The organism is Rhizobium sp. NPDC092011 (assembly GCF_044756305.1).
Classification (GTDB): domain Bacteria; phylum Pseudomonadota; class Alphaproteobacteria; order Rhizobiales; family Rhizobiaceae; genus Rhizobium.
Genome location: NZ_JBIVSO010000010.1, coordinates 90471 through 116838 on the forward strand (window position 1 = coordinate 90471; position 26368 = coordinate 116838).

Sequence of the window (26368 nt, forward strand, 5' to 3'; positions counted from 1 at the left end):
TCCCTTATGCGCTGTAGGAAATCCGCTCTGGACGCGGGTGCCTTGGTAGCCGGAAAATCAGTCGTGGTGTCGGTGCTTCCGCTGCCGCGAACATGTTCTGAATGGCTTCATTTCAACGTTCACACACCTGATTGAGGCCTCATCTGAAATGGGCCTACGTCGCACCCACAATCATCGTCGAGACAAATTGAGGAGAGACCCATGGCAAAAGGCCAGATGCGTAGTAATCGCGAAGTGCGAAAACCCAAGAAGGACAAGGTCGCAGCGGCAGCACCGCAGTTGGAGGGATCGCAGGTCAAGCTTGCAGGGAATGCCACGTTAGCTGCCGGCAAAAAGAAGTAGCCCTTCATTCGGCTGCCTTTGCTTTTGCCGTCGGGCGGAGGATCTCGATCTGAGCCGGGTGGGAGGCTCCACCTGCGCCCGAGGCTTCGGGAAGCGTTGACGGTCAAGCAGGCGCTCGCTACGCAAGAGCGGGCGAAGATATCGGTCGGTGCATGCCATAGCGCGGAGTGCACCGACCGAAACTCTTGTGTCGCTGATGGTGAGGAATCCGGTGTGGCTATCTGGGCGGCGTTTCCGAGCATTCCATTTAGGAGCATAGAAAGTTCGCATGGATACCCGAGTGCGTCCATCTATATGCCGCTGAACAATCGTAGAATCGTGTCTGTACAACACGAAACGGCCGCATTGGCATGATATCTCTACAACCATGTCGTGATGGCGCACTTGAGACGGCGATATCCATAGCAGAAGCAACCTCAGTCGCGTCAGCAAATCCCCATATAATTGTTTAAGGAGCAAGCCGGAAAAGGCTTGGATCGTCCGTTGGTTTCAACACAACGACCACACATGTCTACCCACAAGGTCACCCTCGAGACCACCACATCAAAGTCTGCCTTCATGAACCTGAAACGAAGGTACGAGCATTTTCAGCTATTGGCGCATGAAAGTGCTCGGGCTGGCGATCGCATCGAGGCCGAAAACATGTTTCAACACGCGGAGCACTACTATCGCGCCGCAGCCATACAGAAAGCCGGCGACCGCCGTTGATCGCAATGACCATTTCCAGATCTCCAAACCAACCAGACGCGGCGGCATGGCTGAAAATTCTGTCGAAATATCGCACACCCAGTCCGGGCCGCAGTGCTTTTGAACTCGCGGTCACGGCCATTCCCTTTATTGTGTTCTGGACACTCACCTGGGTTGCCGTGCATTACGGGTTCTGGTGGGGACTTGTCCTTATTGTTCCGGCCGCTGCATTTCTGTTGCGTCTGTTCATGATTCAGCACGATTGCGGCCACGGTTCGTTCTTTGCACATCGGCGTTTTGACGACTGGACCGGACGCGTTCTTGGTATCCTGACGTTGACGCCCTATGATTATTGGCGCCGCACACATGCCGCTCATCATGCCTCTGCCGGAAACTTGAGCGAGCGCGGCCTCGGCGACATAACGACTTTGACCGTGAGAGAATACCATGCTCGCTCGAAATGGGGGCGAATTGGCTATCGTCTCTATAGGCATCCGCTGGTGATGTTCGGGATTGGACCAATATGGCTTTTTCTTTTCCAGCAACGTCTCCCGGTCGGGATGATGCGGGACGGTTTGCTTCCATGGGCATCGGCGATGTCGACCAATCTGGCGGTTGCCGTGATCATGTCACTTCTTATCTGGGCAATTGGCGCCACGACCTTTTTCATGATTCATCTGCCTATCGTCTTGTTGGCTGGAGCCGTTGGCATCTGGCTGTTCTATGTCCAGCATCAATTCGAGGAAACGCACTGGTCGACGAAGCCCGAATGGCAGTTTCCGAACGCCGCATTGCACGGTGCCTCCCACTATGATTTGCCACCTGTTTTACGTTGGGTGACCGGAAATATCGGTATTCATCATGTGCATCATCTCTGCAGTCGTATTCCCTACTACCGCCTGCCGGAAGTCCTGCGAAACCATCCGGAACTTGGTGGCATAGGCCGGATCACATTGCGTCAGAGTCTGCAATGCGTAAAGCTCGTCCTTTGGGACGAAAACGGCCGGAAGCTGGTTTCATTCCGCGAGGCAGCGAAAATCGCGAGAGCGCCGTCGCCTATCGTGTGACAGCCAAACTGCCTCCGGGTACTCGGGCTCTTCATGCCATCGGGCGCGGGAAGGGGAGGGTGCCAAAAGGGTGTCTTTTCCCTGCCGCGCCTTCACCATGCAACGGCGCACGAGGGCTGCCTGCCGGCCTTGGTTGGAGGTTCACATCTCCGGCAAGATGCCATGGCATCCGACTATTTCGCGATATCGTTCGCCGTGGCGGGATTCGCCGGCGGGGAACGCCTGTGCGTGCCGCTTAGCCCATAGAGAATGGAAAATAACAGGCCCACGATCATGGCGATGACCATTGCTCTCCTGCCAAATCGCGATTCCATGCTGGCTCTCCTCTCAACGCTTTATCTTGCCGTTCGCATTGCGGGCTTCCAAACGTCAGCGATGCCCTTGGGGAAGTTTCGAACAATCGCAATTCAAGGACTGGCAGAAACGTTCTCGGGAAGCGGAGTTGTCCAATTGCTTATGTCGGCCCTGTCCTTCCTGCAAAGTATAGTCGAGTCCACCAGTCCACGCCCGCATTTTTCTGCACTGCCGGCGTTGTTCCATCTGTCAACGAGTAGCTTACCGCCGTGCTGCCGTGCATGCCCTTCTCCGGGCGCAATGACGATGGTGCCGGTGCGCGGCACGATCTTTCGGCGTCGTTTATGGCGCTTTGGCCTATGGTTCTGCGCAGGTCGTTATCGCAAAACCGCTGCAAGTTTTGCGCGACACACATTAGCTTCGTAACGCACCAACAAATGCGGCAAATGCCGGAGACGCTTGCCGTCTGCTCGGATAGTAAAGGTGGTATCCTTCGAAAGAAGGGCACCATTCGTCCAGAACCCGGATCAGTTCTCCGGCGGCGATATAGGGTTGGGCGACATCTTCCATGATCAATGCAAGTCCCAGTCCGCTCGAGGCTCCTTTCAGGGCGTGGCTGGTGCTGTTGACAACAAGCTGGCCGTCGACGCGCACATTTTGAGCGACTTTGTCCTTCTCAAATTCCCAGATCAGCAGGCCGCCATAGGTTGGCATTCTCAGATTGATACATGCGTGCTCGATCAAATCGTTTGGAACAGACGGCCTGGCGCGCTTGGCGAAATAGGCCGGTGAGCCGACGACGGACATTCGCAGGTTCGGACCGATGCGAACGGCGATCATATCTCGGGCAAGTCTCTCGCCGAGCCGAACACCGGCATCGAATCCTTCGGCAACGATATCCGTCAAACCGTGATCTATGGCCAACTCCACCTTGACGTCGGGATAGGTCTCCAGGAAGCCGGGTAGCTTCGGCCAGACGGCGGTCCGTGCCGCGTGTTCGCCAAGGCTGATCCTTATGGTCCCGGCAGGCTTGTCCCTGAAGGCGCTGAGAGCATCGAGTTCGGCAGCAATATGTTCGAGATCGGGGGCGATGGCGCTCGCCAGGCGCGCTCCCGCTTCCGTCGGCGCCACGCTTCTCGTCGTGCGCGCGAGAAGCCGCACGCCAAGTCTGGCCTCAAGATTGCGGATGACCTGACTGAGGAAGGGCTGCGAGATGCCGAGGCTGGCAGCGGCTTTCGTAAAGCTACCCTCCCGCACGACCGTCAGGAAGGCAAGGAGATCATTGAGGTCGGGCTTGGCCATTCATAACTCATAGCAATAGGTACTAGTATTATTTAGCGGATAATCGAATGAAGCGAAAGGCGATAGAAAGAGCTGCCACACACAACATGGGAGCGGCCAATGCAAACGCGCAAACTCGGAAGAAGCGGTCTGGAAGTCTCGGCACTTGGTCTCGGCTGCATGGGCATCAGCCAGTCCTATGGGCAGCCGATGGAGAAGGGCAGTGCAATCCAGTTTCTCCGTGACGCCCACGAGGCCGGTATTACCTTCTTTGACACAGCCGAGGCTTATGGCCCGTTCACGAATGAGGAAGTACTGGGAGACGCTCTGCGGCCCATCCGCAATCAGGTTGTGATCGCCACGAAGTTTGGCATCCACATCGATAAGGACGGCGGGAAGGGCGGCGTCAACAGCCGTCCGAGCCATATCCGGGCCGTGGCCGAGGCATCGCTGAAGCGATTGCGGACAGATCATATCGATATTCTCTATCAGCATCGCATCGATCCGGCTGTGCCCATCGAAGACGTCGCCGGCACAGTGAAGGAGCTTATCGCCGAGGGCAAAATTCTCCATTTCGGTATGTCCGAGGCCGGGGAAGAGAGCATTCGCCGAGCCCATGCGGTTCAGCCGGTCGCGGTTCTGCAAAGCGAGTATTCGCTCTGGTGGCGCGAGCCCGAACAGACAATTCTTCCCCTTCTGGAAGAGTTGGGCATCGGCTTCGTGCCGTTTAGCCCGCTTGGTCGCGGCTTTCTCACGGGCACGATCAACGGTAGCACCGAGTTCGATAGTACCGATTTCCGCAATACGATCCCGCGTTTTGCCCCGGAAGCGCGTGCCGCCAACCAGGCTGTCATCGACATCATTGCCGGTATCGCCGCTGAGAAGGAAGCGACCATTCCGCAGATTGCGCTTGCCTGGTTGCTGGCGCGCAAGCCCTGGATCGTTCCTATCCCCGGTACGACCAAACTTTATCGTGTGAAGGAGAACATCCGTGCCGCTGAAGTCGACCTCTCACCCGATGACATAACGCAAATCGATCAGGCGCTGGCCGGCATCTCCATTCACGGCGAGCGCTATGCCGCCAAACAGACAGCCTGGGTCAATCGTTGAGCAAAAACTCCAAAGCAATTCCATTCCACTGAGCGGTCGCGGACCCAGGACGAAGACTATGAAAACGCGAATGATTGGAAGCCTCGAGCTTTCCGCACTTGGCCTCGGTTGCATGAGCATGAGCTCAGGCTATGGGCCGCCGGCTGACAGAGGCGCGATGATCAAGCTCATCCGGCTTGCCCACGAGCGCGGCGTTACGCTCTTCGATACTGCCGAGGCATATGGCCCGTTCGACAACGAGGAGCTGCTCGGCGAGGCCGTCGCGTCAATCCGGGGCGAGGTCGTCATAGCAACCAAATTCGGCTTCAATATCAACCTTGATACCGGAGAGCGTCAGGCCGGAACCAATAGCCGGCCCGACCACATTAAGGCGGTCGCGGACGCGAGCCTCCGGCGCCTGAAAACGGAACACATCGATCTGTTTTACCAGCACAGGGTGGATCCCGCCGTGCCGATCGAGGATGTGGCAGGGGCGATCAAGGACCTCGTTGCAGCCGGCAAGGTAAGACATTTTGGCCTGTCCGAAGCGGGTATAGACACTATTCGCCGTGCCCACGCTGTTCATCCCGTGACGGCTGTGCAGAGCGAATATTCGCTGTTTTGGCGCGGCCCTGAAAGCGAGCTTCTCCCGGCGCTTGAAGACTTGGGAATCGGGTTTGTTCCGTTCAGCCCGCTCGGCGCAGGTTTTCTGACGGGCAAGATCGACGAGAACACAAGGTTCGAGCCCACGGATTTTCGCAGCCTCGTGCCGCGTTTCTCTCCGGCCGCCCGCAAGGCGAACATGAAGCTCGTCGAGATCATCAAGGCCATTGCCGACCGCAAGGCCGCAACGCCGGCACAGGTCGCTCTTGCGTGGCTGCTTGCGCAGAAGCCCTGCATCGTGCCGATCCCCGGCACGACCAAGCTTCATCGCTTGGACGAAAATCTGGGTGCGGTCGACGTGGTTCTGTTGAGCGAAGACCTCACGGACATCGCTAACGGCCTGTCGGAATTCCAAGTCCAGGGAGAGCGATTGCCGGAGGCGGCGCTCAAAATGACTGGGCTTTGAGCGGCCGTCCGGGCACACAGCGCATGGTTGAAAAAGGCGGGTGTGGACGCCGGTGACCGCGATGCGCCATCCTGCGCTCCGCGGATCGCCGGCTTTCCGCACATCATGATCACTGTCGAAACTGCAGCGTGATTGACGATAAATGGCAGTCGTTTCAGCGATTTCCGCCGCGATCGCCGGACACCTCTTCTCACGGACGTCCCCAGTCTCGCCTGGATCAGGCGGTCAAACTGTCCTCTTGTCGCCAGCGGCGGCAATGCTGCAATCGAATTCCACACATATTCAGCACGCCGCTGTCGGAGACGCTCCAAAAGCTTCGCGTGGCCCGAAACTGATGCCGCGTAGCCTACAATTGCCGCTGCCCAGTGTCGCTGCGACCGGCTCTCGTCCTCTCGCCTTCCTTTTCAGCTCTTGACACAGCTCCTCTTCAATCTATCATTCCACTATTAAATCTTCTATTCCATAATTGAATAATAAGGGGAGAAGGGAATGAAACATCTGAAGCTTGCAATGCTCGTTTCCGCGGCTCTGATTGCATCATCGCCATTCGCTTTCGCACAACAGAAGGGCGGCGTGATTACAGTTGCCACTGTCGGCGAACCGCCGACGCTGGATCCAATGGTTTCGACGGCCGATCTCGTCGGCATCGTCAGCCAGCATATTTTCGAAACGCTTTATACCTTCGACGCAAACTGGAAGCCCACGCCGCTTCTGGCATCGGCGCTGCCAGATATCAGCGGAGACGGGAAGATCTATGTGATCAAGCTCCGCCAAGGCGTGAAGTTCCATGACGGTACGGACATGACGGCGAAGGACGTGGTTGCGTCGCTGGAGCGCTGGACCAAGGTGGCCTCGCGCGGCAAGCAGACCGCCACGATGATCCAAAAGATCGAGGCGGTCGACCCGCTGACGGTCAAGATCACGCTTTCTGCGCCCTATGCGCCGCTCGTCTCGCTGCTCGCTTTCAACAATTCGGCAGCCATCATCCTGCCTGCTGCCAAGCAGGCGGAACCGTTGACCGAATTCATCGGCACTGGGCCCTATAAGCTGAAGGAGCGCAAGCCGGATCAATATATTCAGCTCGAGCGTTTTGACGGCTATCAGTCTCCTTCGGGCGACAGCAACGGCTACGGCGGCGCGCGCCACCAATATCTGGACGAGATTCGTTTCGTGCCGGTGCCGGATGCCAATACCCGTATCGAGGCCGCCATTTCCGGCCAATATGACTATGTCGATTCCATTCCGGTCGAATCCTATGATCGCATCAAGGGATCGGATGCGTCCGAACCAGTTATGCTGAAGCCGTTTGGAATGGCGGTTTTTGTTCTCAATTCCGGCGAGGGCATCACCAAGAACAAGGCGCTTCGCCAGGCTGTGCAGGCAGCGCTCGGTGATGAGGACATGATGACCGCGGCCTTCGGATCCACCGATTTCTATGCGGCGGACGGAGCGCTCTATCCGAAGGGCTTTGCCTGGAACACACAGGATGGCGTCGAAGGACACTACAACATCGCCGATCCCGCAAAAGCAGGCGAATTGTTGAAGCAGGCAGGTTACAAGGGCGAGCCCTTGCGCATTCTCACCAGCCGTCAATATGAGTTTCACTACAAGATGGCCCAGGTTGCCGCCGAGTATCTGAAGGCTGCCGGTTTCACGGTCGATCTTCAGGTAGTGGATTGGGCCACTCTGACCCAACGCCGCGGCGATCCCAAGCTCTGGGATATCTACATCACCCACTCGCCATTCCTGCCGGAGCCGTCGCTGATCGGCATGCTGTCGACCAGCGCGCCGGGTCGTTGGGACACGCCGGATCGAGCAAAGGCGGTGAACGCCTTCAATGCGGAATCCGATCCGCAGAAACGTATCGCTCTATGGGCCGATGTGCAGAAGGTGATCATGGACGAAGTGCCGTTCATAAAGGTTGGCGATTTCAACGCCGTTTCCGCCAAATCCAAGAAGCTGGACGGCGTAACGCCGGCGCCATGGCCCTACTTCTGGAATGCATCGGTAAAGAAATAGCACGCCCGATTCGGCCGGGTCAGCCCGGCCGGAGTTCGCGTTCCCCTGTTGAAACGCCGGAACTGTCGTAGATCATGATACGCTACATAATTCAAAGATTGATCGGCATGATCGTCGTGATGTTTCTGGTCGTCACGATCGTTTTCATCATCGTTCGCGTCACTCCGGGCGATCCGGCCGCCGTGATGCTGGGGCCGGATGCCACGCCGGCCGACATTGCCGCTCTTCGGGCCCAGCTGGGCCTCGATCAGCCACTCGTCCTGCAATATGTCTATTATCTCGGCAATCTGCTGAAGGGTGATCTCGGCCAGTCGATTTTCCTCAACCAGCCAGTGCTGAGCGCGCTCGGCGATCGGGCAGAACCGACATTCTTCCTGACGCTGTTCTCGATCATCATCGCCTGTGCCGTCGCCTTGCCGGTTGGTATCTATGCGGCCTATAGACGCGGCTCGCTGGTCGACCAGGCTGCGACCACGCTTGCAATGTTCGCCGCGAGCATTCCGAGCTTCTGGCTCGGCCTGTTGCTGATCCAGTTTTTCGCGGTCCGCCAGGGTTGGTTTCCGGTGTCGGGCTATGGTGGGCCGGATGCGAGTTTTCTCGACCGCATGTGGCATCTGAGCCTGCCGGCAATTGCCCTTGGCCTCGTTTCCTCCGCACTCATCTTGCGTTTCACCCGTGCATCGATGCTGGATGTTCTTGGTGACGATTACGTGCGCACGGCGCGCGCCAAGGGGCTCGATGAGCGGCGCGTCGTCCTCAAGCACGCATTGAAAAACGCCTTGATCCCGATCCTTACAGTCATCGGGCTTACCATGGCCGTGCTGATTTCGGGTGCCGTGGTCACGGAGACCGTGTTCGGTCTGCCTGGTGTCGGCAATCTGGTGGTGTCGGCGGTGTTGCGGCGCGATTATCCTGTCATTCAAGGGGCGCTTCTCGTTATCGCGGCGCTTTATGTGTTAATCAATTTTGCCATCGATATGCTCTACTTGCTGGTCGATCCGAGGGTGCGCTACTGATGACCGATACCGCCATCGAATCCTCCGGTCCCGTCAAGCAGCAGAGCGAGCGCGTCAAGTTTCTGCGCCGGCTCTTGAAGCGCAAAACCGTTGCCGTTGGTCTTGCAATCCTCGCCGTCTTCGTGCTGCTTGCCATTCTGGCGCCGTGGATTGCGCCCTACAATCCCTATAAGCTCTCAATCGTCAATCGTCTCAAACCGCCATCGGGCCTCTATTGGTTCGGCACCGACGAGTTCGGGCGCGATGTCTTTTCCCGCACCATCTATGCCGGGCGTCTGTCGCTGCTTGTCGGTGCCGCCGTCGTTACGCTCACATCGGTCATCGGCGTGACCATGGGCTTGCTTGCCGGCTTCTTTCCAAAGCTCGATGCGCCCGTCGCCCGGCTGATCGACGCAATGATGGCCTTTCCGGATATTCTGCTCGCAATTGCACTTGTCGCCGCGCTCGGGCCGTCGCTGGCGACCGTGATCGTGGCACTGTCCATCGTCTATGCGCCGCGCCTTGCCCGAGTGGTGCGTGCCTCGACGCTGGTGATCCGCGAGTTGCCCTATGTCGAGGCCGCCGTTTCCATGGGTATCTCGACGTCGCACATCCTGACACGCCACGTGCTGCGCAACCTGGTGTCACCGATTATCGTCCAGGCAACCTTCCTGTTTGCGAGCGCGATGTTGGCGGAGGCGGGTCTGTCCTTCCTGGGCCTTGGCGTCAGCCCGGACATTCCCACCTGGGGCACCATGATCGCTAGCGGCCGCCAATATGTCGGGCAGGCCGACTGGATGACGCTGTTTCCCGGTGCCGCCATCGTGCTCTCCGTGTTGTCGCTGCAAATGGTAGGCGACGGTTTCCGCGATCTTCTCGATCCTCGCCTGAAAAAGGATATATGATCTCATGCCGGCGCATGCCTCATCCAATGCCTCGCTGCTTATCGTCAATGTCAAACCCGTGGCGTTCGGCGCTGGTGGTCCGGCCGGACCTCTCGACATTCTTGTCGGCCCGGACGGCACGATTGCTACGGTCGGCACAAATCTCTCCCGGGATGGCGTCGGTGAGGTGATCGACGGCAAAGGCGCCTGGATTTCGCCCGGCTGGGCCGACCTTCATGCGCATGTCTGGCATGGCGGCACGGATATTTCCGTGCGCCCCAACGTGTGCGGCGTGCAGCGCGGCGTGACCACCATCGTCGATGCCGGCTCGGCGGGCGAGGCCAATTTCCACGGTTTCCGCGAATATATCATCGAGCAATCGCGGGAGCGCATTAAGGCCTTCCTCAATCTCGGTTCCATCGGCCTCGTTGCCTGCAACCGCGTCAGCGAATTGAGCGACATCCGCTCCATCGATCTCGACCGCATCGTCGCCTGCTATGAAGCCAATCGCGAGCATATTGTCGGCATCAAGGTGCGGGCGAGCCATGTTATCACCGGCTCATGGGGCGTCACGCCGGTCAAGGTCGGCAAGAAGATCGCAAAAATCCTGAAGATCCCGATGATGGTGCATGTCGGCGAGCCGCCAGCGCTCTATGACGAAGTGCTCGAAATTCTCGGCCCGGGCGATATCGTCACCCATTGCTTCAACGGCAAGGTCGGCAGCAGCATCATCGAAGACGAGGACCTGTTCCAACTGGCCGAACGCTGCGCGAAAGACGGTATTCGCCTGGATATCGGCCATGGCGGGGCGTCTTTCTCGTTCAAGGTCGCTGAAATCGCCATCGAGCGCGGTCTGTTGCCATTCTCTATTTCGACCGATGTGCATCTGCGCAGCATGAACCAGTCGGTCTGGGATCTCGGCACAACCATGTCGAAGCTGCTGAGTGTCGGTATGCCGTTCGAAAAGGTTGTGGAAGCGGTCACGCATGCCCCAGCAGAGGTGATCCGTCTGCCCATGAACGATTTGCTGAAACCTGGGGCGCGTAGCGAGTTCACGATCTTCGACCTTGTCGATTCCGAACTGTCGGTGATGGATTCGCTCGGTCACAGGGCAACGCTTTCCCGGCTTTTCGAGCCGCGTTACGCCGTCATCGGCGGCGATGTCTTCCCGGCGAACCGTTACCAGCCCGATGCGGTCGGCTGCGCCGACCACAACCATGGCCACGTTTGCCGCTGATCCTATCGAGAAAGACGGCGGCTGCAGATCAAGCGCCGCAGAATGACAGGAGTTCCCGTGTCGACCCGTATTGCAAATTCAACGACCGCTCGAGAGATCGATCCGTACAAACGTCTGGAAGCACTCGGCATTCGTCTTCCGGACGCGCCGCCGCCGATCGCCAATTTCGTGACACATGTGCAAGAGGGCAATGTACTCTATCTGTCTGGCCAGGGGCCTCTTGGAACTGACGGCGCCTTGCACAAGGGCAAGGTCGGGAGCTCGGTCTCGATCGAGGAGGCTTACGGGCATGCACGTTTGACGGGGATCAATCTTCTCGCAGTCATGCATCAGGCCTTGGGCGACCTCAACCGGGTGAAACGCATCGTCAAGCTGCTTGGCATGGTCAACGCCGAACCGGACTTCGGGGACCATCCGCGCGTGATCAACGGCTGCTCGGATCTTTTCGTCGAGGTCTTCGGCCCGACCGGCCATCATGCGCGCTCAGCCATCGGGGTCGGCTCGCTTCCCAACAATATTTCCGTCGAGATCGAAGCCATCGTCGCCCTGCACGAGTAGGGCGGCCCCAGGAAACATGCAGACGGGTTTTCCGTCCGCCGCCACGGAACGGCAACGAAACAGGAGGGGTCAATGATTGCGCCAGCCCATCGCCTTCTCGATCCGCTCGGCGGATTGCCGGACGCTTTCGGTGTAATGCGCCGGATTTTCCGCGATTTTCTGTTCGGGCAGCACGATCGAGATGGTGGCGACGCAGACGCCCTTCTCGTTGCAGACGGGCGACGCGATGCAGGCGACCGCGTAGTCGGATTCTCCCGCCTGAATGGAAAGCCGCTGCGCGAAGGCGCGTTTGGCCGCGTCGGACAGGGTTTGCGGGTCGGTGTCCGCGCGACCGGTGGGCGAGGCGGTGGCGCTGCGCCGGAACAAGGCCAATCGCTCATCGTCGGGCAGATGGCCTACCAACAGGCGCCCCGATGCCGTCCAATTCAGGGGAACGCGGGTTCCGACCCGCGAGGTCACCTGAAAATGGCCGGGGCCATCGGCCATGGCGAGCACCTGCATATAGTCGCCGTCCAGCCCGCAAAGCTGGATCGTTTCGCCAATCTGGCGGCAAAGATCGTGCATCTCACCATTGGCGACGCTCAGGAAATCCAGCGAGCGCGCATAAGCGAGGCCATAGCGATAAAGCCGGTCGCCCAGCCAGAGATTGCCGTCGGATCCGCGCGACAGCAGGCCTTTTTCGACCATGTCTTCCACGATGACATAGACGGTGGAAAGCGGTGCGCCGATGGATTTGGCAATGACGTATGCGCCGCTCGGACGCCCGGTATCGTACAGGAAATCGAGCACCTGCAGGACGCGATCAATGCCGCTGACGCGCGAGCGGCGCGCTGCTTTCTCCGTGACGGACGCAGGTTCGGCTTCAAGAGCGGGTTCAGGGGGCATGAAATGGGCTCCATCGAAAATTCGTTTGCGACGCGGAATCCCGGCGGCGGGACGAGATTGACCGCTTGTTACATAAAACCGAAATAAATGCCAGATTTATGGAATAATCCGCCAGAAAATGAACGCCGAACCACGGGCGTATCGGTCGGGAGATGAAGATGACCAATGTGAATATTCGCAACATGCTCGGACTGCGGGAAGTCGTCAACGTTTCGGGCACGATGACGGGGCTTGGCGCCTCTATCGCGGTGCCTGAAGTGGCCGAGGCGATGAGCCGCATCCTGCCGCAATTCGTCGAGATCAACGACCTTCAGCGCAAGGCGAGTGCCGTGATCGCCAGGCTGACGGGAGCAGAAGCCGGCTTCGTCACAGCCTCGTGCTCTGCGGGTATCTCACTTGCGATCGCGGGCTCCATGACTGGGGACGATCTGGCTGCGATAGAACGCCTGCCGGATACCGCCGGGTTGAAGAACGAGGTCATCGTGCAGATGGGGCATGTGGTGAGCTACGGCGCGCCGGTCGATCAGGCGATCCGTATCGCTGGAGCGAAGCCCGTGCTGATTGGACAGGCGACCAGCGCTTACGATCATCATCTGGAAGGGGCGATCAACGAACGTACCGCGGCAGCCGTCTATGTCGTTTCGCATCATGTCGTCAGCTACGGCCTCCTGGGCTTGACCCGCTTCGCGGAGATCTGCCATGCGCGCAATGTTCCTGTCATCGTCGACGCTGCGTCGGAATATGATCTGCGCGGTTTTCTCAAAGCCGGTGCCGATGTGGTGCTCCATTCCGGCCACAAATTCCTCGGCGGTCCGACCAGCGGCATCGTGGCCGGCACCAAGGAAATGGTGCGCCACGCTTTCCTTCAGAACGCCGGCATAGGGCGCGGCATGAAGGTCGGCAAGGAAAGCATCTACGGCGTCATGGCGGCGCTCGAGGCATGGGAAAAGCGCGATCACGCCGCCATTCGCGCACGGGAAAAGTCCTATCTCGATCTCTGGCGTGATGCGCTCGACCGTTATGACGGGGTAAGCACCGTGATCGAGGCCGATCCTACCCATAATCCGCTTGATCGCCTGCGCGTGAGCGTCGACGCCAAGGTGGCGCACATCACCGCCTGGGATCTGGTCGATGCCTTGGCGCGGGGCAATCCGCCTGTCATCGCGCGAGACCATGAGGTGGAGCACAACTACTTCTATCTCGACCCCTGCAATCTACACCCCGGCCAGGAAGAGGTGGTCGCAAAACGCCTTGGCGACGAACTCGACAAGGCGCGCGCATCCAATGAGATCATCGCGACATCGCTTAGCGACCGCAACAGGCGCCGTTTTGACAGCCTTCGCAGCTGGCCAGACTGAAGTCCGTCTTCCCCAAGGCGGAATTAGCTTTGGGGCGAAGACAGCTCAACCACACGGAACGAGGCAGGAATAGAAACCATGACCCGGAATGACGCTGTTAAGCCTGTGCTCTCAGTGGAGAACCTCACCACATCCTTTCTGGTAGAGGGCGGCTGGAAACCGGTGGTGCGTAACATCTCCTTCACCGTCGATCCGGGCGAGACCGTTGCGGTCGTCGGGGAATCCGGCTCGGGCAAAAGCGTGACCTCGCTTTCCATCATGCGGCTTCTGCAGAAGGACACCAGCCGTATCGAGGGGCGGATCATGCTCAACGGGCGCGATATCCTGACGCTTGACGAGCCGATCATGCGGCAGGTGCGTGGCAGCGAAGTGTCGATGATCTTTCAGGAGCCGATGACTTCGCTCAATCCGCTCTTCACCATTGGCGAACAGATTTCCGAGGCGCTGATCTGCCACAAGCCGATGAGCCGAGAGGAAGCACGCGCCGAAACCATCCGCCTGCTGGAGCGCGTGCGCATCCCGTCCGCCGCGTCGCGTTTCGACGAATATCCGCATCGCTTTTCCGGCGGCATGCGCCAGCGCGTGATGATCGCCATGGCGCTTGCCGCGCGCCCCAAACTGTTGATCGCCGACGAGCCGACGACCGCGCTCGATGTGACGATCCAGGGGCAGATCCTCGACCTCATCAAGACTCTGCAGCAGGAAGAGGGCACCTCCGTCCTCTTCATCACCCATGATATGGGTGTGGTGGCCGAGATTGCCGATCGCACCGTGGTCATGTTCCGCGGCGATGCGGTGGAGAGTGGTCCAACCTCCGAAATATTCCACAATTCACGCCATCCCTACACGCGGGCGCTTTTGTCGGCAGTGCCCATGCTCGGCTCCATGAAGCCCTATTCTCATCCGCTGCGCTTTCCCGATCTCGATCCAAAGACGGGTCTGCCCGAGGAACCGGTCGTATCGCCGGATACGGTGGACCATGCTGCGCCGCCGGTGCTTGAGGTGAAGAATCTGGTCAAGCGCTTCGATATCCATGCCGGCCTGCTCGGCCGTCTGCAGGGGCGGGTGCATGCCATCGAGAATATAAATCTCACCCTGCAACCGGGTGAAACCCTGTCGCTTGTTGGGGAATCCGGCTGCGGCAAATCCACCACGGCCCGTGCCATCATGCGCCTGATCGCGCCGCAGGGAGGATCGGTCAAAGTCGATGGCGAGGAGGTGCTGCAACTCGATAGCAAGGCGCTGCGTCGAATGCGCCACAAGATGCAGATGATCTTTCAGGATCCGTTCGCCAGCCTCAATCCACGCATTCGGGTGGGCGAGGCCATCGCCGAGCCCTATCTCGAGCATCGTATGGGCACCAAGACCGAGGCCCGTGCAAAGGTGGCGGATCTTCTGCAGCGCGTCGGTTTGCAGCCCGATATGGCCGATCGTTTTCCGCATGAGTTTTCCGGCGGCCAGCGGCAGCGTATCTGTATCGCCCGCGCACTTGCCATGGACCCCAAGATCATCGTCGCGGACGAATCCGTCTCGGCGCTCGACGTTTCGATCAAGGCGCAGGTCATCAATCTGATGCTCGAGCTGCAGGCCAGCCTCAAGCTCGCCTATCTGTTCATAAGCCACGATATGGCCGTGGTGGAGCGTGTCAGCCATCGCGTGGCGGTCATGTATCTGGGCGAGATCGTCGAGATCGGCAAGCGGTCGGAGATATTCGAAAACCCGCAGCATCCCTATACGAAGAAACTGTTGTCGGCAGTGCCTATCCCCGATCCGGAACGTCGGCATCTGCGTCACATGATCGAGGTAGAGGAACTGAAAAGCCCGGTGCGACCCGTCGATTATGTGCCGCCTCAGCGAGATTACCGCCAGCTTAGCGACCATCATTTCGTGCAGGCGTGATGAAGAGCTCTCCAATGTGAGCTTTTTGTCCGCACACAGCATCATGCGGCCGGATTGAGCGCATCCGGCCGCATCGCGTCATCACAGCGACCTGGCGTGACGGTCGCTAAGCCGATATTAAGCCGCTATCCCCACTTCATCTCGCCCTTGACGACCTTGGCGCCCAGTTCGAGGGAACTGGCATCGGCGAGATTGGGGTATCGCTTGGTCATCGCGGCGATCAAAGCCGTGCTGTCCTTGGCCTTCTGTTCTTCCTCGTGGAAGGCGATCAGATAGTCGCGTGTGAACTTGACAGCGTCGAGGCCCTGTGGCGCGCCTTCGGTCTGATGGGCGGGAATGACGATCTTCGGCTTGCGGGCCGCTAGTTGGTCAAGCGCCTTGATCCATGCCTGACGTTTTTCAGGGGCGGCCTCGTCGGCGACCCAGACGTGAATGCCTGACGATACCAGCACCCCGCCGAAGACGGCTTTGAGGGACGGAACCCACAAATAGCGCCGATCGTGCATGTCGGGGACCTCGATGATTTCGATCTTCTCACCGTCGAGTTCGAGCGCCTTCAGATCCGACGCAGTCGGAATGACGACATCGGACAATTTCTGCGGACCGTTTTCCTTCAGTTGCGGTCCCCAGATGGCGAGCTTGCCTTCGACATTGGCGTGGATGGCCGCAACCGTGGCAGGCTTGGCGATGACTTTCGCTTCCGGGAAGGCTTCGACGATCGGGCGGAGACTGAAGTAGTAGTCGGGATCGTTGCAGCTCACATAGATGGTGCTCAAGTGCTTGCCCGTCGATTTGATGGCATCGGCGACGGCGCGCCCGTCGGAAAGCGTGAAGCCACCGTCGAGGAGGATTGCCTCCTTCTTTCCCGTGAGCAGCACGGGGGTGCGGCGAAAGCCTGTCTCGGGCGCCTGGAAATATTGCCAGTTGAGCTTGGAGCTTGCGGCCCAGGAGGCGGTCATGGGGACAATCGAGATGGCGCTTGCGGCCCAGGAGGCGGTCATGGGGACAATCGAGATGGCGCTTGCGGCGAGGGAAAGTCTCAGTGCGTCACGTCTGGTAAACATGGAAACTCCTTTATTGTTCTCAGGATCATGCAGCGTTCAGATGCGCCATGAGGTTGTCATAGCTGCTGAAGAGGGCACTGGCGTCCAGAAGGCGCTGATGGCCGCCTCTTTCGGTCACCAGGGCCGGAACTCCATTCGCGCCATGCCGGTGAAACAGATCCTGGCCCTGCGCGATGAGTTGCCGATTGCTGGCAAATAGCTGGTCGGAACCTTCGATCAACAGGCTGGCCGCCTCCGCGAAGCCTCCGGAGGAGAGTAGATCGGCGAGGACGGACAGGCTGGTGATGTCCAGCCCCGTCACATATCGGGCATGTTGGATGAGGCGCAGCGCGTCGAAGCGCTTATGATGATCCGCAACTCCGGCCGCCGTGATGGCAAGGGTGGCGGCGCTCGAGTCGAACAGCGTGCCTGATCGGTTCAAGACCTTCGAGCGGTAGTCCTCGGAAAATGGCTGGCCGCTCATGCGTTCGATGCGCTGATCGTTCGACCAGGCATAGGCTGCGAACGATGCATCCATCTCGCGTGCGCCGGATCCGGAAAACAGACCCGTCGGAAGCAGGCGAACATTAACGCCCGCCGACAGCAGACGCTCGATCATCGGGCTTGCGCCATAGCACCAGCCGCACAAGGGGTCGAAGAGATAGGTGGCTGACAATTCCGGCATGGATCATGTCCTCTGTTGAGAGCATGACGCGGAAAACTGTATGCGGCTTTCGGACGGCGTCATGCTCTACTTCCTTGATTGTAGAGCCTGATCATCTCAGCTCTTGCCGCGTAGATAAATATCGGTCAATCGTACAGACCGTATGAATTGATCAGACAATGACATGAGCGAACTCCTCAATCTCAACAGGCTTGTATTCTTCACCTCCGTCGTGGAGACGGGGTCGTTCACCGCCGCCGGCGAGCGACTTGGCGTTGCCAAGGCCGTGGTCAGCCACCAGGTGGCACGCCTGGAGGAGGAACTTGGCGTCTCCTTGCTGATGCGAACGACGCGGCGGTTGCACGCGACGGAAGAGGGTCGGGTGTTTTACGATCGTTGCGTGATCATTCTGCGGGAAGCGGAAGCCGCCTATGGAGAGATGTCCCTGCATGCGAGCGAACCGACCGGCACTCTGACGCTGACCGCACCATTGGACTACGGCGCTGCGGTTGTTGCGTCCGTAGTTGCCGAATATCGCGAACGCTTTGCGCAAATGCGCGTCGATCTCATATTCGATGACAGTGTGATAGATCTCGCCAGTGGCCAGGTGGATCTGGCAATCAGGGTCGGCTGGCTGAACGATATGAGCAACAAGGCGCAGCGCCTGGGCACGTTCCAGCAATATCTGGTGGCGACGCCGAAGCTTGCGGCACGCTTCCCCAAAGTCACGGAACCGTCCGACGTGTCTTCACTGCCCTGGATCGAGAATGCGGTGCTGCGCCAGCCGCTGCGCTGGGTTTTTTCGCAGGAAGGCCATCGATCCGAGATCGTCGAGATGCGGTCTGCGGTGCGCACGGACAAGACGCCGTCAGCCTATGCCTGCGTGAAGGCCGGCATCGGCGTTTCGGTCTTTCCGGACTATATGGTCGTGGACGACATCGCGGCCGGGCGCCTGCAGCGACTGGTTCCCGAGTGGACGTTGCCTGCAGGCGGAATCCACGCGGTCTTGCCCATCGCCCGCTTTCGTCCGGCCAAGGTGCGGCGGTTTATCGAGATGATGCAGGCCGCCGAAAGATGCCGGCGCAGTCAGGCCTGACTTTTCAATGAGTTTTCGGATTTGCTTAACAAGATTCTTGCGAAAAATGAGATCTGGTGATCTAACCTAGGGGTAGAGAACGCTCCAAGAGCACCATGGAGTCAGTGCCATGAACAGGTCCTTTTCTCGTCGGAATTTTTTGAAGGCAAGTGTGGCGGCAGGTGTTGCGATCAAGGTGACGTTCCTTGCTGCCAAGGCCGAGGCGCAATTGATCGAGACGCCGCCGCGACCCGGTCCCGATTGGCTGAACAAGGGAGGCAAGCCGAAATACCGCCTCGATGCCATCGCCAAGGTTACCGGTGAAAAGACCTTCTCACGCGACTATCGCGCTCGCGATCTCGATGGGTGGCCAAAGGAGCAATCGCATGCCTTCCTGCTACATGCGACGAAAACGGATCTGGCCTTTGCCGGTATCGACCTCAAGGTGCTGGGGGACGATCTGAAGCCAGATCGCATGGTGCTGCATGAAGATCTGATCGCTGACGGCATTGAGATCCCGGTCCCAGGCTTTTACGGCGACGTTTTCCTGGTGCCGAAGGGGCAGACGGCGCGCCTGCTCGGCCAGCCCCTGGCTTTGCTCGTCTATCACGACTTCGCCCGGTATGATGCGGCCAAGCGGCTGGTGCGCTTCGACGACAGCGTCGTGCGCTACGGCGGAAAGGCGGCGTCCACCACCCCCGGACCCTATGCCTCTGCACGTTATGTACGCATCGATGGCGGCGATCCCTCTGCGGAGGATCGCTATTCGTCCCTCAAGGACACCGTGATCCGAGCCGGTTTCAAGGGCGATGAGCCGCAATGGCCGGCAGCCGGTGACGGCGACGCCATGGCGCGCGGTATGGCTGCGGCGGCAGAAATCGAACGGGAAATCGCAGCTGCCGGCGATGACGTTCTGGTACTGAAGCGGCAGTTTTTCTCGCAGTCGACCGATGCCTCGGCCATGGAGGCCGACAATGGCAATGTCTGGTATGATGCGGCAAGCGGAATCCTGCATGCGATGATCGCGACACAGTCGCCTTATGAAGTCGCCGAAGTCGCCGCCCATATGGTCTCGAAGTCGAAATATCCCCTGAAGGAAGTCGATCTTCGGGTCGGTTATACGGTCGGCTACGGCACCAAGGATCACGCGATCTTCCCCTTCTACTGCGTGCTTGCGGGGCTCTATGGCGATGGCAAGCCGGTGCGCCTTGCCAATGATCGCTATGAGCAGTTCCAGATGGGGCTGAAGCGCCACGCCTTTTGGATGGACAATGTCCTGGTGGTCGACCGCAAGACCGGGCAGTTCCGCGCCATGACCGGCGTCTATAAGAACGATGGCGGTGGACGCGAGAACTTCTCGCCCTCCGTCGGCGCGGTCGGCGCGACGGCGGCACAGGCGATTTATTATCTGCCGAAAAGCGATTTTTCGGCGGCGACCGTTGCGTCGAGGGCTGTCGATGCCGGCTCGACCCGCGGCTACGGCACGCTCCAGACCATGTCGGCAACCGAGATGATGGTTGACGAGGTGGCCGAACTCATCGGCATGGACGTCATGGATCTGCGGCTGAAGAACGTCCTGCGCTCGGGCATGAAGAACCAGCAGGGTGCGATTCCGGCGGGTGCCATGCGTCATGAGGAGATTATTCGCAGAGCGCGCGAGCATCCGCTATGGAGCGAACGTCAGAAGAAGAAGGCCGCTTTCGAAGCGGCGAACCCTGGCAAGAAATATGGTGTCGGCTACGGTCACGTCCATAAGGATTACGGCACCGGTGCTGAGGCAGCGCTTGCCACGATCGAATTCGATGCCAAAGGGCGATTGAAGCTCGTCCATGTCGCCCATGAAATCGGCACGGGCGCGACGACGTCGCAGGCTATCATGGTGGCCGATATTCTCGGCGTAGCACCAGATGACACCGAATATGGCAAGGTGCGCTGGCCGCAGATGCCGCTCGAAACCACCGATCAGCCCTACACCACGTCGCAGGACGAAGAAGACCAGCGCATGCGCAACCCGCGCTGGACCCCGTCGTTCACATCGCCAATGAGCGCGTCCAACAGCGTTTACTATCTCGGCCACGCAACGCGGGAAGCGGCGCAAGCGCTGATCGATCTCTCCATCTGGCCGGCGGCGCGCGCGCTATGGTCGCGGGGTATCGGCGGCGGCCAGATAGCGCCGGAGGCGGTGCGGCGCCGCGATCTGCGGCTTGCGGGCGGAATGATCAATGCCGCGGGCCTGCAGCCGCTCTCCTTCGCGGAGGTCGCGGCCGAAGCCCATCGGCAGGGACTGGTCACCGGGGTGACGGTCCACACCTTCAATCGCTGGCAATGGGCGGAGGCGGAATTCGATCTCGGCGCGCTCGGGCAACACCGTTTCGCCATCGATGCCCTGGCCGTGCGCTATGGTGACGGCGCGCCGGCCGAGCGCAAGGCGCTCATGACACTGGATGGTTGGCAGTTCGTGGACCGCAAGGCCGTGACCTACCCGCCGGTCCAGCGCAACAATGCCGGCGTGACCTACTATACTCCCATGGCTACCCTTGCCGAGATCGTTGTTGACAGCGCGACCGGCAATGTCTCGCTGCTTTCGCATCATTCCATTATGGACTGCGGTCGGCAGATCGTGCCGGAGCTGGTCTCGGGACAGATCCAGGGTGGTCTTGCCATGGGGATCGGCCATGCTCTCAAGGAGTTTCTACCACTCTACGAAGACGGGCCGGGCGATGGCACCTGGAACTGGAACCGCTACGAGCTTCCAATGGCAAAGGATGTTGCCGTGTGGACGCAGACCTACGAGATCCTGCCGGCGCTGTCTGAAACCGACACGCCCAAGGGAATGGCGGAGGTGGTCATGATTGCCGTCGTACCCGCAATCGCCAACGCCGTCGCCCATGCCATCGGCAAGCGGTTCTACAGCTTGCCGATCACCTCGGAAAAGATCCTGGAGGCGCTGTCATGACCCTTTCGACAAAGCAATTGTCGCTCACCGTCAACGACAAGGCCGTTGGCCCGATCGACGTTCCCGAAGCGATGATGATGCAGGATTTCCTCTACGAGTACCTGAATCTGACGGGCTCGCGCATGGGCTGCGGCCAGGGCATCTGTCATGCCTGTACCGTCCTTCTGGAAAAGGACGATGGTGCGCTTGAGGAAATGCGGACCTGTATCGTCGGTGCCCACTGGTTTGCCGGCCGCAAGGTTCGAACCGTGGAAGGACACGCCAAGCGTGACGCCAATGGCACAATCATAGAACTGTCGCCGGTTCAGCAGGCCTTCATCGAGCATTTTTCGTTCCAGTGTGGTTATTGCACGCCGGGCTTCGTGACGGCGGCAAGCGTCCTCATGGACAAGTTGAAGCGCGAGCCGGTAAGGCGGGCTGAACTCGAACAGGCAATCACGGATACGCTCGGCACCCATATCTGTCGATGTACTGGCTATGTGCGCTATTTCGAGGCGGTGCGCGATCTCGCCCTCAATACCCCTGGTTTGGTGAAGGCGTAGCGCGATCATGATGAGAAAACTGCTTTGGATTATAGCAGCCGTCATCGTGGTGGGCGCTGCCGCTGCGGGGGGCATTTTCCTCGGCCTGTTTGAGAAAAGCGTGGTCGCGAAGGACGTCGACCAGCCTTTGACGGGCGATCAGATGAAGGATCTCGCCAAGCGCGGCGCCTATGTCGCCGTGGCTGCGGATTGCTATGCCTGTCACACGGCCAAAGGCGGGGCACCCTGGGCCGGCGGCCTGCCTTTCAAGACACCATTCGGCACGATCTATGCGACCAATATTTCGCCGGACAAGGACAATGGCATTGGCAACTGGACGCGCGCGGAATTCCATCGGGCCGTGCGCGATGGTGTCGGCAAGCACGGACATCTATATCCGGCGATGCCTTATGCATCCTACCGCAAGATGACACCGGAGGATGTCGATGCTGTTTATGCCTATCTGATGACACGCGAACCGATGAAGGTCGCAAACAAGAAGAACGAGCTGGGCTTTCCGTTCAGCATCCGGCAGGGTCTGACGTTCTGGAACCTCTTCAACCTGCATTCCGATTTCTCCACATCGGATCCTGCGCGCTCGGCCATCTGGAATCGCGGGCGCTATCTGGCGGACGCGCTTGCCCATTGCGGGGAATGCCACACGCCGCGCAACCTCCTGCAGGGCATGAAGCAGGATGCCTATCTCGAGGGGGCCGTGATCGAGGGAGCCAATGCTCCCGATATCACCAAGGGCGGCCTGACGCAGATGGGCTTCACGCCAGCCGTGCTGGCCTCATTCATGAAATCCGGCCTCTCTGCGCAGGGAGCGATGACGGGGCAGATGTTCGAGGTCGTGCATTTTTCGACGCAATACATGACGCCCGACGACCTCGGCGCCCTGTCAGCCTACCTCTTCGATCTCGACGATCCCTCGAAAGGACAAACGCCGGCGGTGCCGGTTCCCATCTCCGTCGCGCCGGAACTTACCGCCTCGGCAAAACCCACCTATCTCGCTCTTTGCTCAGGCTGTCATGGGGTGGAAGGGCAGGGCATCCCGCATGTGGTGGTGCCGCTCGCCACCAATGCGACGTTGCGATTGACCAGTGCGCGCAATCTCGTCCGCGCCGTGGTCGAGGGTATTCCTGCTCAGCAATTTCCCGGATTGGAGCGCATGCAGCCGATGCCTGGCTTTGGTCATCAACTTGACGACCGCCAGCTGGCGGATCTCGTGAATTGGATGCGCGAAAGCTGGGGCAACCAGGAATCCAAACTGACGCCCGACGACGTGAAACAGCTGCGTGAAGGCAAGTGAAATCGGCAGACTGTTAGCCAGCGGCCAGTCGATCGCCGGTTTCGAGGAGGCGGGATAAGGATCGGGCGTGGAGCGACTTGGAATCTCGAGCCTGTCAATCCGGACGATAGCCGATCGCAAAGGCTGGAGAATTTTTAAAGCGGCCGCCGGAATGCGCTGCCGCCCGATTCCTATCCCGAGACCTTGGTTTCGCTATTCAGACTACGTGCCTCCTTGGCCTGCCTGACGACATAGATGGCCTCGCCAACGATCTCGCGTCGCCGATGCCGGGCAACAATAATGGCGCGGGCTCGCTCAGCGTCCGTTGCGGCAATGTTGGTAGGCGGCACGGAGACTTCGTTCTCGATCATATCGATCAGCAGGTTGCGCATCACGCCAGTCTCTTCCTTCAGGCGCTCCAGCTCCCCAATCAGAGGGGAAGCTTTCAACCTATGACCAATCACCTCATCGATCGCCTTCTCGGCCAGCCGCGTTCGCACCGCAAAGAAGCGTGCAATGAAAAACGTGCAAACAACTGCGCATAAGGTGAGAATGAGGTACGGCATGGCGAGGCTCCTGTAACCCAATAGAGATTGGGGTGGAGAGCCGAGGTTTCAATAGATGTGACGTGCTGGCACGAGCGATAAGGCCTTGGACCAGCCCTTAGGGATGGGGTGCGGCAGTCCGGCTGGCTGTGCGCCGCGTCCGGGTCCGGATCCTCAGTCCCAAGTCGGTCCTTATCCGTCTGGGCGCAGGGCGTAGCCCAGATACTGGGATGGTAGATTTTCTGTCGCTGCTGGCAGATTTAAAGCGCTTTCCTTCTCCTTGGGCAGCAGGTATCGCCTTTGCAAGACGATGAAACTGGGGGCATGGCATGTTGCGTTGGGGTTTCTTGGGGACGAGCTTCATTTCCCATACGATGGCGAAAGCGGTTGCCAGAAGCGCTGGGTCCCAGTTAGTGGCGGTTTCAGGGCGTGATCAGGATCGGCTTGACGCCTTTGCCACGCAATACGAAGTGCCAAGACGGTATGACAGCTTGGACGTCGTCGCGAAGGACGGAGATGTCGACGTGATCTATGTCGGTCTTCCCAACAACCTCCATGCCCACGCTGTGATTGCCGCTGCCGCGCAAGGAAAGGCGGTTCTCTGCGAGAAATCGCTGGCAACGAATATGGAAGACGCACGTGCGATCGCAAAAGCGGTTAAGGATAGCGGGATATTTTTCGTCGAAGGGCTGATGTATCTCAGTCACCCGATCATCGCCGCATTCGGTGATATTGTCGAGTCCGGCCGCCTGGGGCGTCTGCGCACGGTTTCGGCGACTTACGCCGCAGATATTTGGGATGTCGTCAATCCGAATGGCAAAGGAACCATCTTCAATCTTGGGTGCTATCCGGCCTCTTTGTTACACTATGTCCTGAAAAAGGGTTGCGGTGACGCCGTGTTCGCGCAAAGGCATGTCCAGGCTACCGGCAATCGCTCTCCAAAGGATCGGAACATTTGTGATGCCACCGCGATCCTCAAGTTCGACAACGGACTTATTGCTGGCATAACGAGTACCGACAGCTTCGGTATGTCCCACGAGTTCATCGTTAGAGGGGAGCTCGGCTCGGTACGGTTTCTCACCAACCCATGGCTGCCCGCGGTGGGCGAAAACAGCCTCGAAATCGAAATTTACGGCCATCCGATCGAAAGGCTAACGCTCTCATCGGGCTATGATGCTTTCGATTATCAAGTCCAGCTTGTAGAGGCGGCCATCAGAAATGGGCAGCGCGAAGCCATGTCGCCGTCACCAAGTCTTGAGGACTCGCTGCAGATAATGGACTTTCTGACAGAATGGCAGGCGCTGACCGAAAGCGCCACTCCCGATTGATGCAGATAGTCTCGCTTGCGTGTGAGCGCATACGCGGGCAAATCGCCATTTGACGGGCGACGTTTGCGGTCGAGTTGCATGGCATCAATGATGTAATGAATGCGATGAGCGCCAATACCATGATCGCAAGCGCCAAACTCAACATTGTCCACACCAATCCGGCAGCCCGCGATTGCTGCAGGGGCGCGGATAGCGGAACGATCCGCTCAAGACCCACTGACGTCGCGGCGATCCAATGGCTAGGGCGTGGCGCGTATTGCTTCTTGCCTTTCAATGGCCGATTGATCGGTTCCATATTGGCTGACATAGTTCCGACGCACTTCCGCCCATAGCAAGCAAAGATCCATCGATGACCGAATCTGCCAATCCCCCCGCATTGTCCGTTTCCGCTCGCCCCTTGGCGAAGATCAGCCTGAAATGGGGCATGGTCGATGAGCCTTCGCTTTCTATCCTGGAAAAGTTCCAACTGTTGCGGGATCTCGGCTATGACGGGGTTGAACTCGACTCGCCCAATGATTTGCCGCTCGACGAGGTTCTGAACGCCCGCGACAAGACAGGTCTTGCTATCCCCGGCCTCGTCAATTCTGTGCACTGGAAGCATCCCCTGACGGATCCCGATCCATCGGCGCGCCAGGCCTGTGTCGATGCGATGGTCAAAGCGCTCCATGAGGCAAAGCTTTACGGAGCCACGACGGTGCTGCTCGTTCCCGGCGTCGTCAATGCAGGTACAAGTTACAAGACCGCTTACGAAAGAGCCGGCGAGGAAATCGCCAAGATCTTGCCCGCGGCGGAAGCGAGCGGCATATCGATCGCGCTCGAAAACGTGTGGAACGATTTTCTGCTGAGCCCACTCGAAGCGGCGGATTTCATCGATCGCATCGACCATCCGAAGCTCGGCTGGTATTTCGATGTCGGCAATGTCCTCCGCTATGGCCGGCCGACGCATTGGATCGAGGCGCTCGGCAAGCGCATCCTGAAGATCGACATCAAAGAATACAGCCTTGAGAAGATGAACAGCGAGGGCCCGTGGAAGGGCTTCGATGTCGAGCTGGGCGAGGGCGACTGCGGTTGGGCTGAAGTGAACAGGGCCCTGTCTGATGTCGGCTATTCCGGCTGGGCCTCGATCGAGGTGCCGGGAGGCGATCGGAAACGCCTCGCCGATCTCAAGAAGCGCGTCGACCGGATCGCCGCGCTCTGATTTTCAGATTGCAAGAGCAATTCCAGGAAAAGTGCGTAGCGGTTTTCCGCCCGGAATTGCTTAAAACAAAATGCTAGAGGGCA

General features: G+C 59.1%; 24 protein-coding genes. 18 read left to right on the forward strand and 6 right to left on the reverse strand.

Going from position 1 to position 26368, the window contains the following annotated elements; translation table 11 throughout:
- Nucleotides 1–201 precede the first annotated feature (201 nt).
- From ACIQJ2_RS28835 to ACIQJ2_RS28845, 3 genes are all read left to right on the forward strand, one after another.
- The gene (locus tag ACIQJ2_RS28835) at nt 202–342 is read left to right on the forward strand and encodes a hypothetical protein (protein ID WP_199143432.1); all 141 of its coding nucleotides are present in this window, start codon (nt 202–204) and stop codon (nt 340–342) included.
- Nucleotides 343–849: 507 nt separating this feature from the next.
- The gene (locus ACIQJ2_RS28840; RefSeq protein ID WP_400672357.1) at nt 850–1050 is read left to right on the forward strand and encodes a DUF4167 domain-containing protein; all 201 of its coding nucleotides are present in this window, start codon (nt 850–852) and stop codon (nt 1048–1050) included.
- A 5-nt stretch (nt 1051–1055) separates the two neighbouring features.
- Nucleotides 1056–2096 carry a fatty acid desaturase gene (locus ACIQJ2_RS28845; RefSeq protein ID WP_400672666.1) on the forward strand — a complete coding sequence of 347 codons (1041 nt, stop codon included), beginning with the start codon at nt 1056–1058 and terminating at the stop codon, nt 2094–2096.
- A 173-nt stretch (nt 2097–2269) separates the two neighbouring features.
- On the opposite strand, the gene ACIQJ2_RS28850 is transcribed toward ACIQJ2_RS28845, so the two are convergent.
- Nucleotides 2270–2410 (reverse strand): hypothetical protein, encoded by a 141-nt coding sequence (locus ACIQJ2_RS28850; protein ID WP_199143436.1) that lies wholly within the window; start codon nt 2408–2410, stop codon nt 2270–2272.
- Nucleotides 2411–2804: 394 nt separating this feature from the next.
- Entirely contained in the window at nt 2805–3692 is an 888-nt protein-coding gene (locus ACIQJ2_RS28855; RefSeq protein ID WP_400672361.1) for a LysR family transcriptional regulator, read from the reverse strand.
- A 99-nt stretch (nt 3693–3791) separates the two neighbouring features.
- Here ACIQJ2_RS28855 and ACIQJ2_RS28860 point away from each other — a divergent pair, with 99 nt between their 5' ends.
- The 7 genes from ACIQJ2_RS28860 (at nt 3792) to ACIQJ2_RS28890 (ending at nt 11522) form a co-directional block, all read left to right on the forward strand.
- On the forward strand, nt 3792–4781 hold the full coding sequence (locus ACIQJ2_RS28860; RefSeq protein WP_400672364.1) for an aldo/keto reductase: 990 nt from the start codon (nt 3792–3794) through the stop codon (nt 4779–4781).
- 58 nt (nt 4782–4839) lie between these two features.
- Entirely contained in the window at nt 4840–5829 is a 990-nt protein-coding gene (locus tag ACIQJ2_RS28865; RefSeq protein ID WP_400672367.1) for an aldo/keto reductase, read from the forward strand.
- A gap of 489 nt (nt 5830–6318) precedes the next feature.
- Nucleotides 6319–7848 (forward strand): ABC transporter substrate-binding protein, encoded by a 1530-nt coding sequence (locus ACIQJ2_RS28870; RefSeq protein WP_400672370.1) that lies wholly within the window; start codon nt 6319–6321, stop codon nt 7846–7848.
- A 74-nt stretch (nt 7849–7922) separates the two neighbouring features.
- On the forward strand, nt 7923–8864 hold the full coding sequence (locus tag ACIQJ2_RS28875) for an ABC transporter permease (protein ID WP_400672373.1): 942 nt from the start codon (nt 7923–7925) through the stop codon (nt 8862–8864).
- Nucleotides 8864–9748: an ABC transporter permease gene (locus ACIQJ2_RS28880; protein ID WP_400672375.1), complete on the forward strand. Its 885-nt coding sequence runs from the start codon at nt 8864–8866 to the stop codon at nt 9746–9748. The genes ACIQJ2_RS28875 and ACIQJ2_RS28880 overlap by 1 nt, the downstream gene beginning before the upstream one ends.
- A 4-nt stretch (nt 9749–9752) precedes the next feature.
- Nucleotides 9753–10964, forward strand: coding sequence for an amidohydrolase/deacetylase family metallohydrolase (locus ACIQJ2_RS28885; RefSeq protein ID WP_400672378.1), 1212 nt, complete (start codon nt 9753–9755; stop codon nt 10962–10964).
- Nucleotides 10965–11006: 42 nt separating this feature from the next.
- Nucleotides 11007–11522 (forward strand): RidA family protein, encoded by a 516-nt coding sequence (locus ACIQJ2_RS28890; RefSeq protein ID WP_199143452.1) that lies wholly within the window; start codon nt 11007–11009, stop codon nt 11520–11522.
- Between the two features lie 69 nt (nt 11523–11591).
- Here the strand turns inward: ACIQJ2_RS28890 and ACIQJ2_RS28895 are convergent, their stop codons facing one another.
- A complete protein-coding gene (locus tag ACIQJ2_RS28895; RefSeq protein WP_400672381.1) occupies nt 11592–12407 on the reverse strand; it encodes an IclR family transcriptional regulator in 816 nt (271 codons plus the stop codon).
- A gap of 158 nt (nt 12408–12565) precedes the next feature.
- On the opposite strand from ACIQJ2_RS28895, the gene ACIQJ2_RS28900 reads away from it, so the two are divergent.
- Both ACIQJ2_RS28900 and ACIQJ2_RS28905 read left to right on the forward strand, forming a co-directional pair.
- Entirely contained in the window at nt 12566–13765 is a 1200-nt protein-coding gene (locus ACIQJ2_RS28900; protein ID WP_400672383.1) for an aminotransferase class V-fold PLP-dependent enzyme, read from the forward strand.
- 78 nt (nt 13766–13843) lie between these two features.
- Complete coding sequence (locus ACIQJ2_RS28905; protein WP_400672386.1) at nt 13844–15664, forward strand: ABC transporter ATP-binding protein; 1821 nt, start codon at nt 13844–13846, stop codon at nt 15662–15664.
- Between the two features lie 125 nt (nt 15665–15789).
- Here ACIQJ2_RS28905 and ACIQJ2_RS28910 read toward each other — a convergent pair whose 3' ends face one another.
- Together ACIQJ2_RS28910 and ACIQJ2_RS28915 are read right to left on the reverse strand one after the other, a co-directional pair.
- A complete protein-coding gene (locus ACIQJ2_RS28910; protein ID WP_400672389.1) occupies nt 15790–16728 on the reverse strand; it encodes an MBL fold metallo-hydrolase in 939 nt (312 codons plus the stop codon).
- A gap of 25 nt (nt 16729–16753) precedes the next feature.
- Entirely contained in the window at nt 16754–17392 is a 639-nt protein-coding gene (locus ACIQJ2_RS28915; protein WP_400672392.1) for a DsbA family protein, read from the reverse strand.
- Nucleotides 17393–17555: 163 nt separating this feature from the next.
- Here ACIQJ2_RS28915 and ACIQJ2_RS28920 point away from each other — a divergent pair, with 163 nt between their 5' ends.
- The 4 genes from ACIQJ2_RS28920 to ACIQJ2_RS28935 all read left to right on the forward strand — a co-directional run bounded on the left by ACIQJ2_RS28920 (nt 17556) and on the right by ACIQJ2_RS28935 (nt 23235).
- Nucleotides 17556–18467, forward strand: coding sequence for a LysR family transcriptional regulator (locus ACIQJ2_RS28920; protein ID WP_400672395.1), 912 nt, complete (start codon nt 17556–17558; stop codon nt 18465–18467).
- A gap of 109 nt (nt 18468–18576) precedes the next feature.
- Nucleotides 18577–21402, forward strand: a complete 2826-nt coding sequence (locus ACIQJ2_RS28925) for a xanthine dehydrogenase family protein molybdopterin-binding subunit (protein WP_400672397.1) — start codon at nt 18577–18579, stop codon at nt 21400–21402.
- Entirely contained in the window at nt 21399–21944 is a 546-nt protein-coding gene (locus tag ACIQJ2_RS28930; RefSeq protein ID WP_199143474.1) for a (2Fe-2S)-binding protein, read from the forward strand. The genes ACIQJ2_RS28925 and ACIQJ2_RS28930 overlap by 4 nt, the downstream gene beginning before the upstream one ends.
- Nucleotides 21945–21951: 7 nt before the next feature.
- The gene (locus ACIQJ2_RS28935) at nt 21952–23235 is read left to right on the forward strand and encodes a cytochrome c (protein WP_400672399.1); all 1284 of its coding nucleotides are present in this window, start codon (nt 21952–21954) and stop codon (nt 23233–23235) included.
- Between the two features lie 170 nt (nt 23236–23405).
- Here ACIQJ2_RS28935 and ACIQJ2_RS28940 read toward each other — a convergent pair whose 3' ends face one another.
- Nucleotides 23406–23780, reverse strand: coding sequence for a hypothetical protein (locus tag ACIQJ2_RS28940; protein WP_199143478.1), 375 nt, complete (start codon nt 23778–23780; stop codon nt 23406–23408).
- Between the two features lie 308 nt (nt 23781–24088).
- Here ACIQJ2_RS28940 and ACIQJ2_RS28945 point away from each other — a divergent pair, with 308 nt between their 5' ends.
- Complete coding sequence (locus tag ACIQJ2_RS28945) at nt 24089–25087, forward strand: Gfo/Idh/MocA family protein (RefSeq protein WP_400672401.1); 999 nt, start codon at nt 24089–24091, stop codon at nt 25085–25087.
- A 349-nt stretch (nt 25088–25436) separates the two neighbouring features.
- On the forward strand, nt 25437–26285 hold the full coding sequence (locus ACIQJ2_RS28950; RefSeq protein ID WP_400672403.1) for a sugar phosphate isomerase/epimerase family protein: 849 nt from the start codon (nt 25437–25439) through the stop codon (nt 26283–26285).
- Nucleotides 26286–26368: the final 83 nt, after the last annotated feature.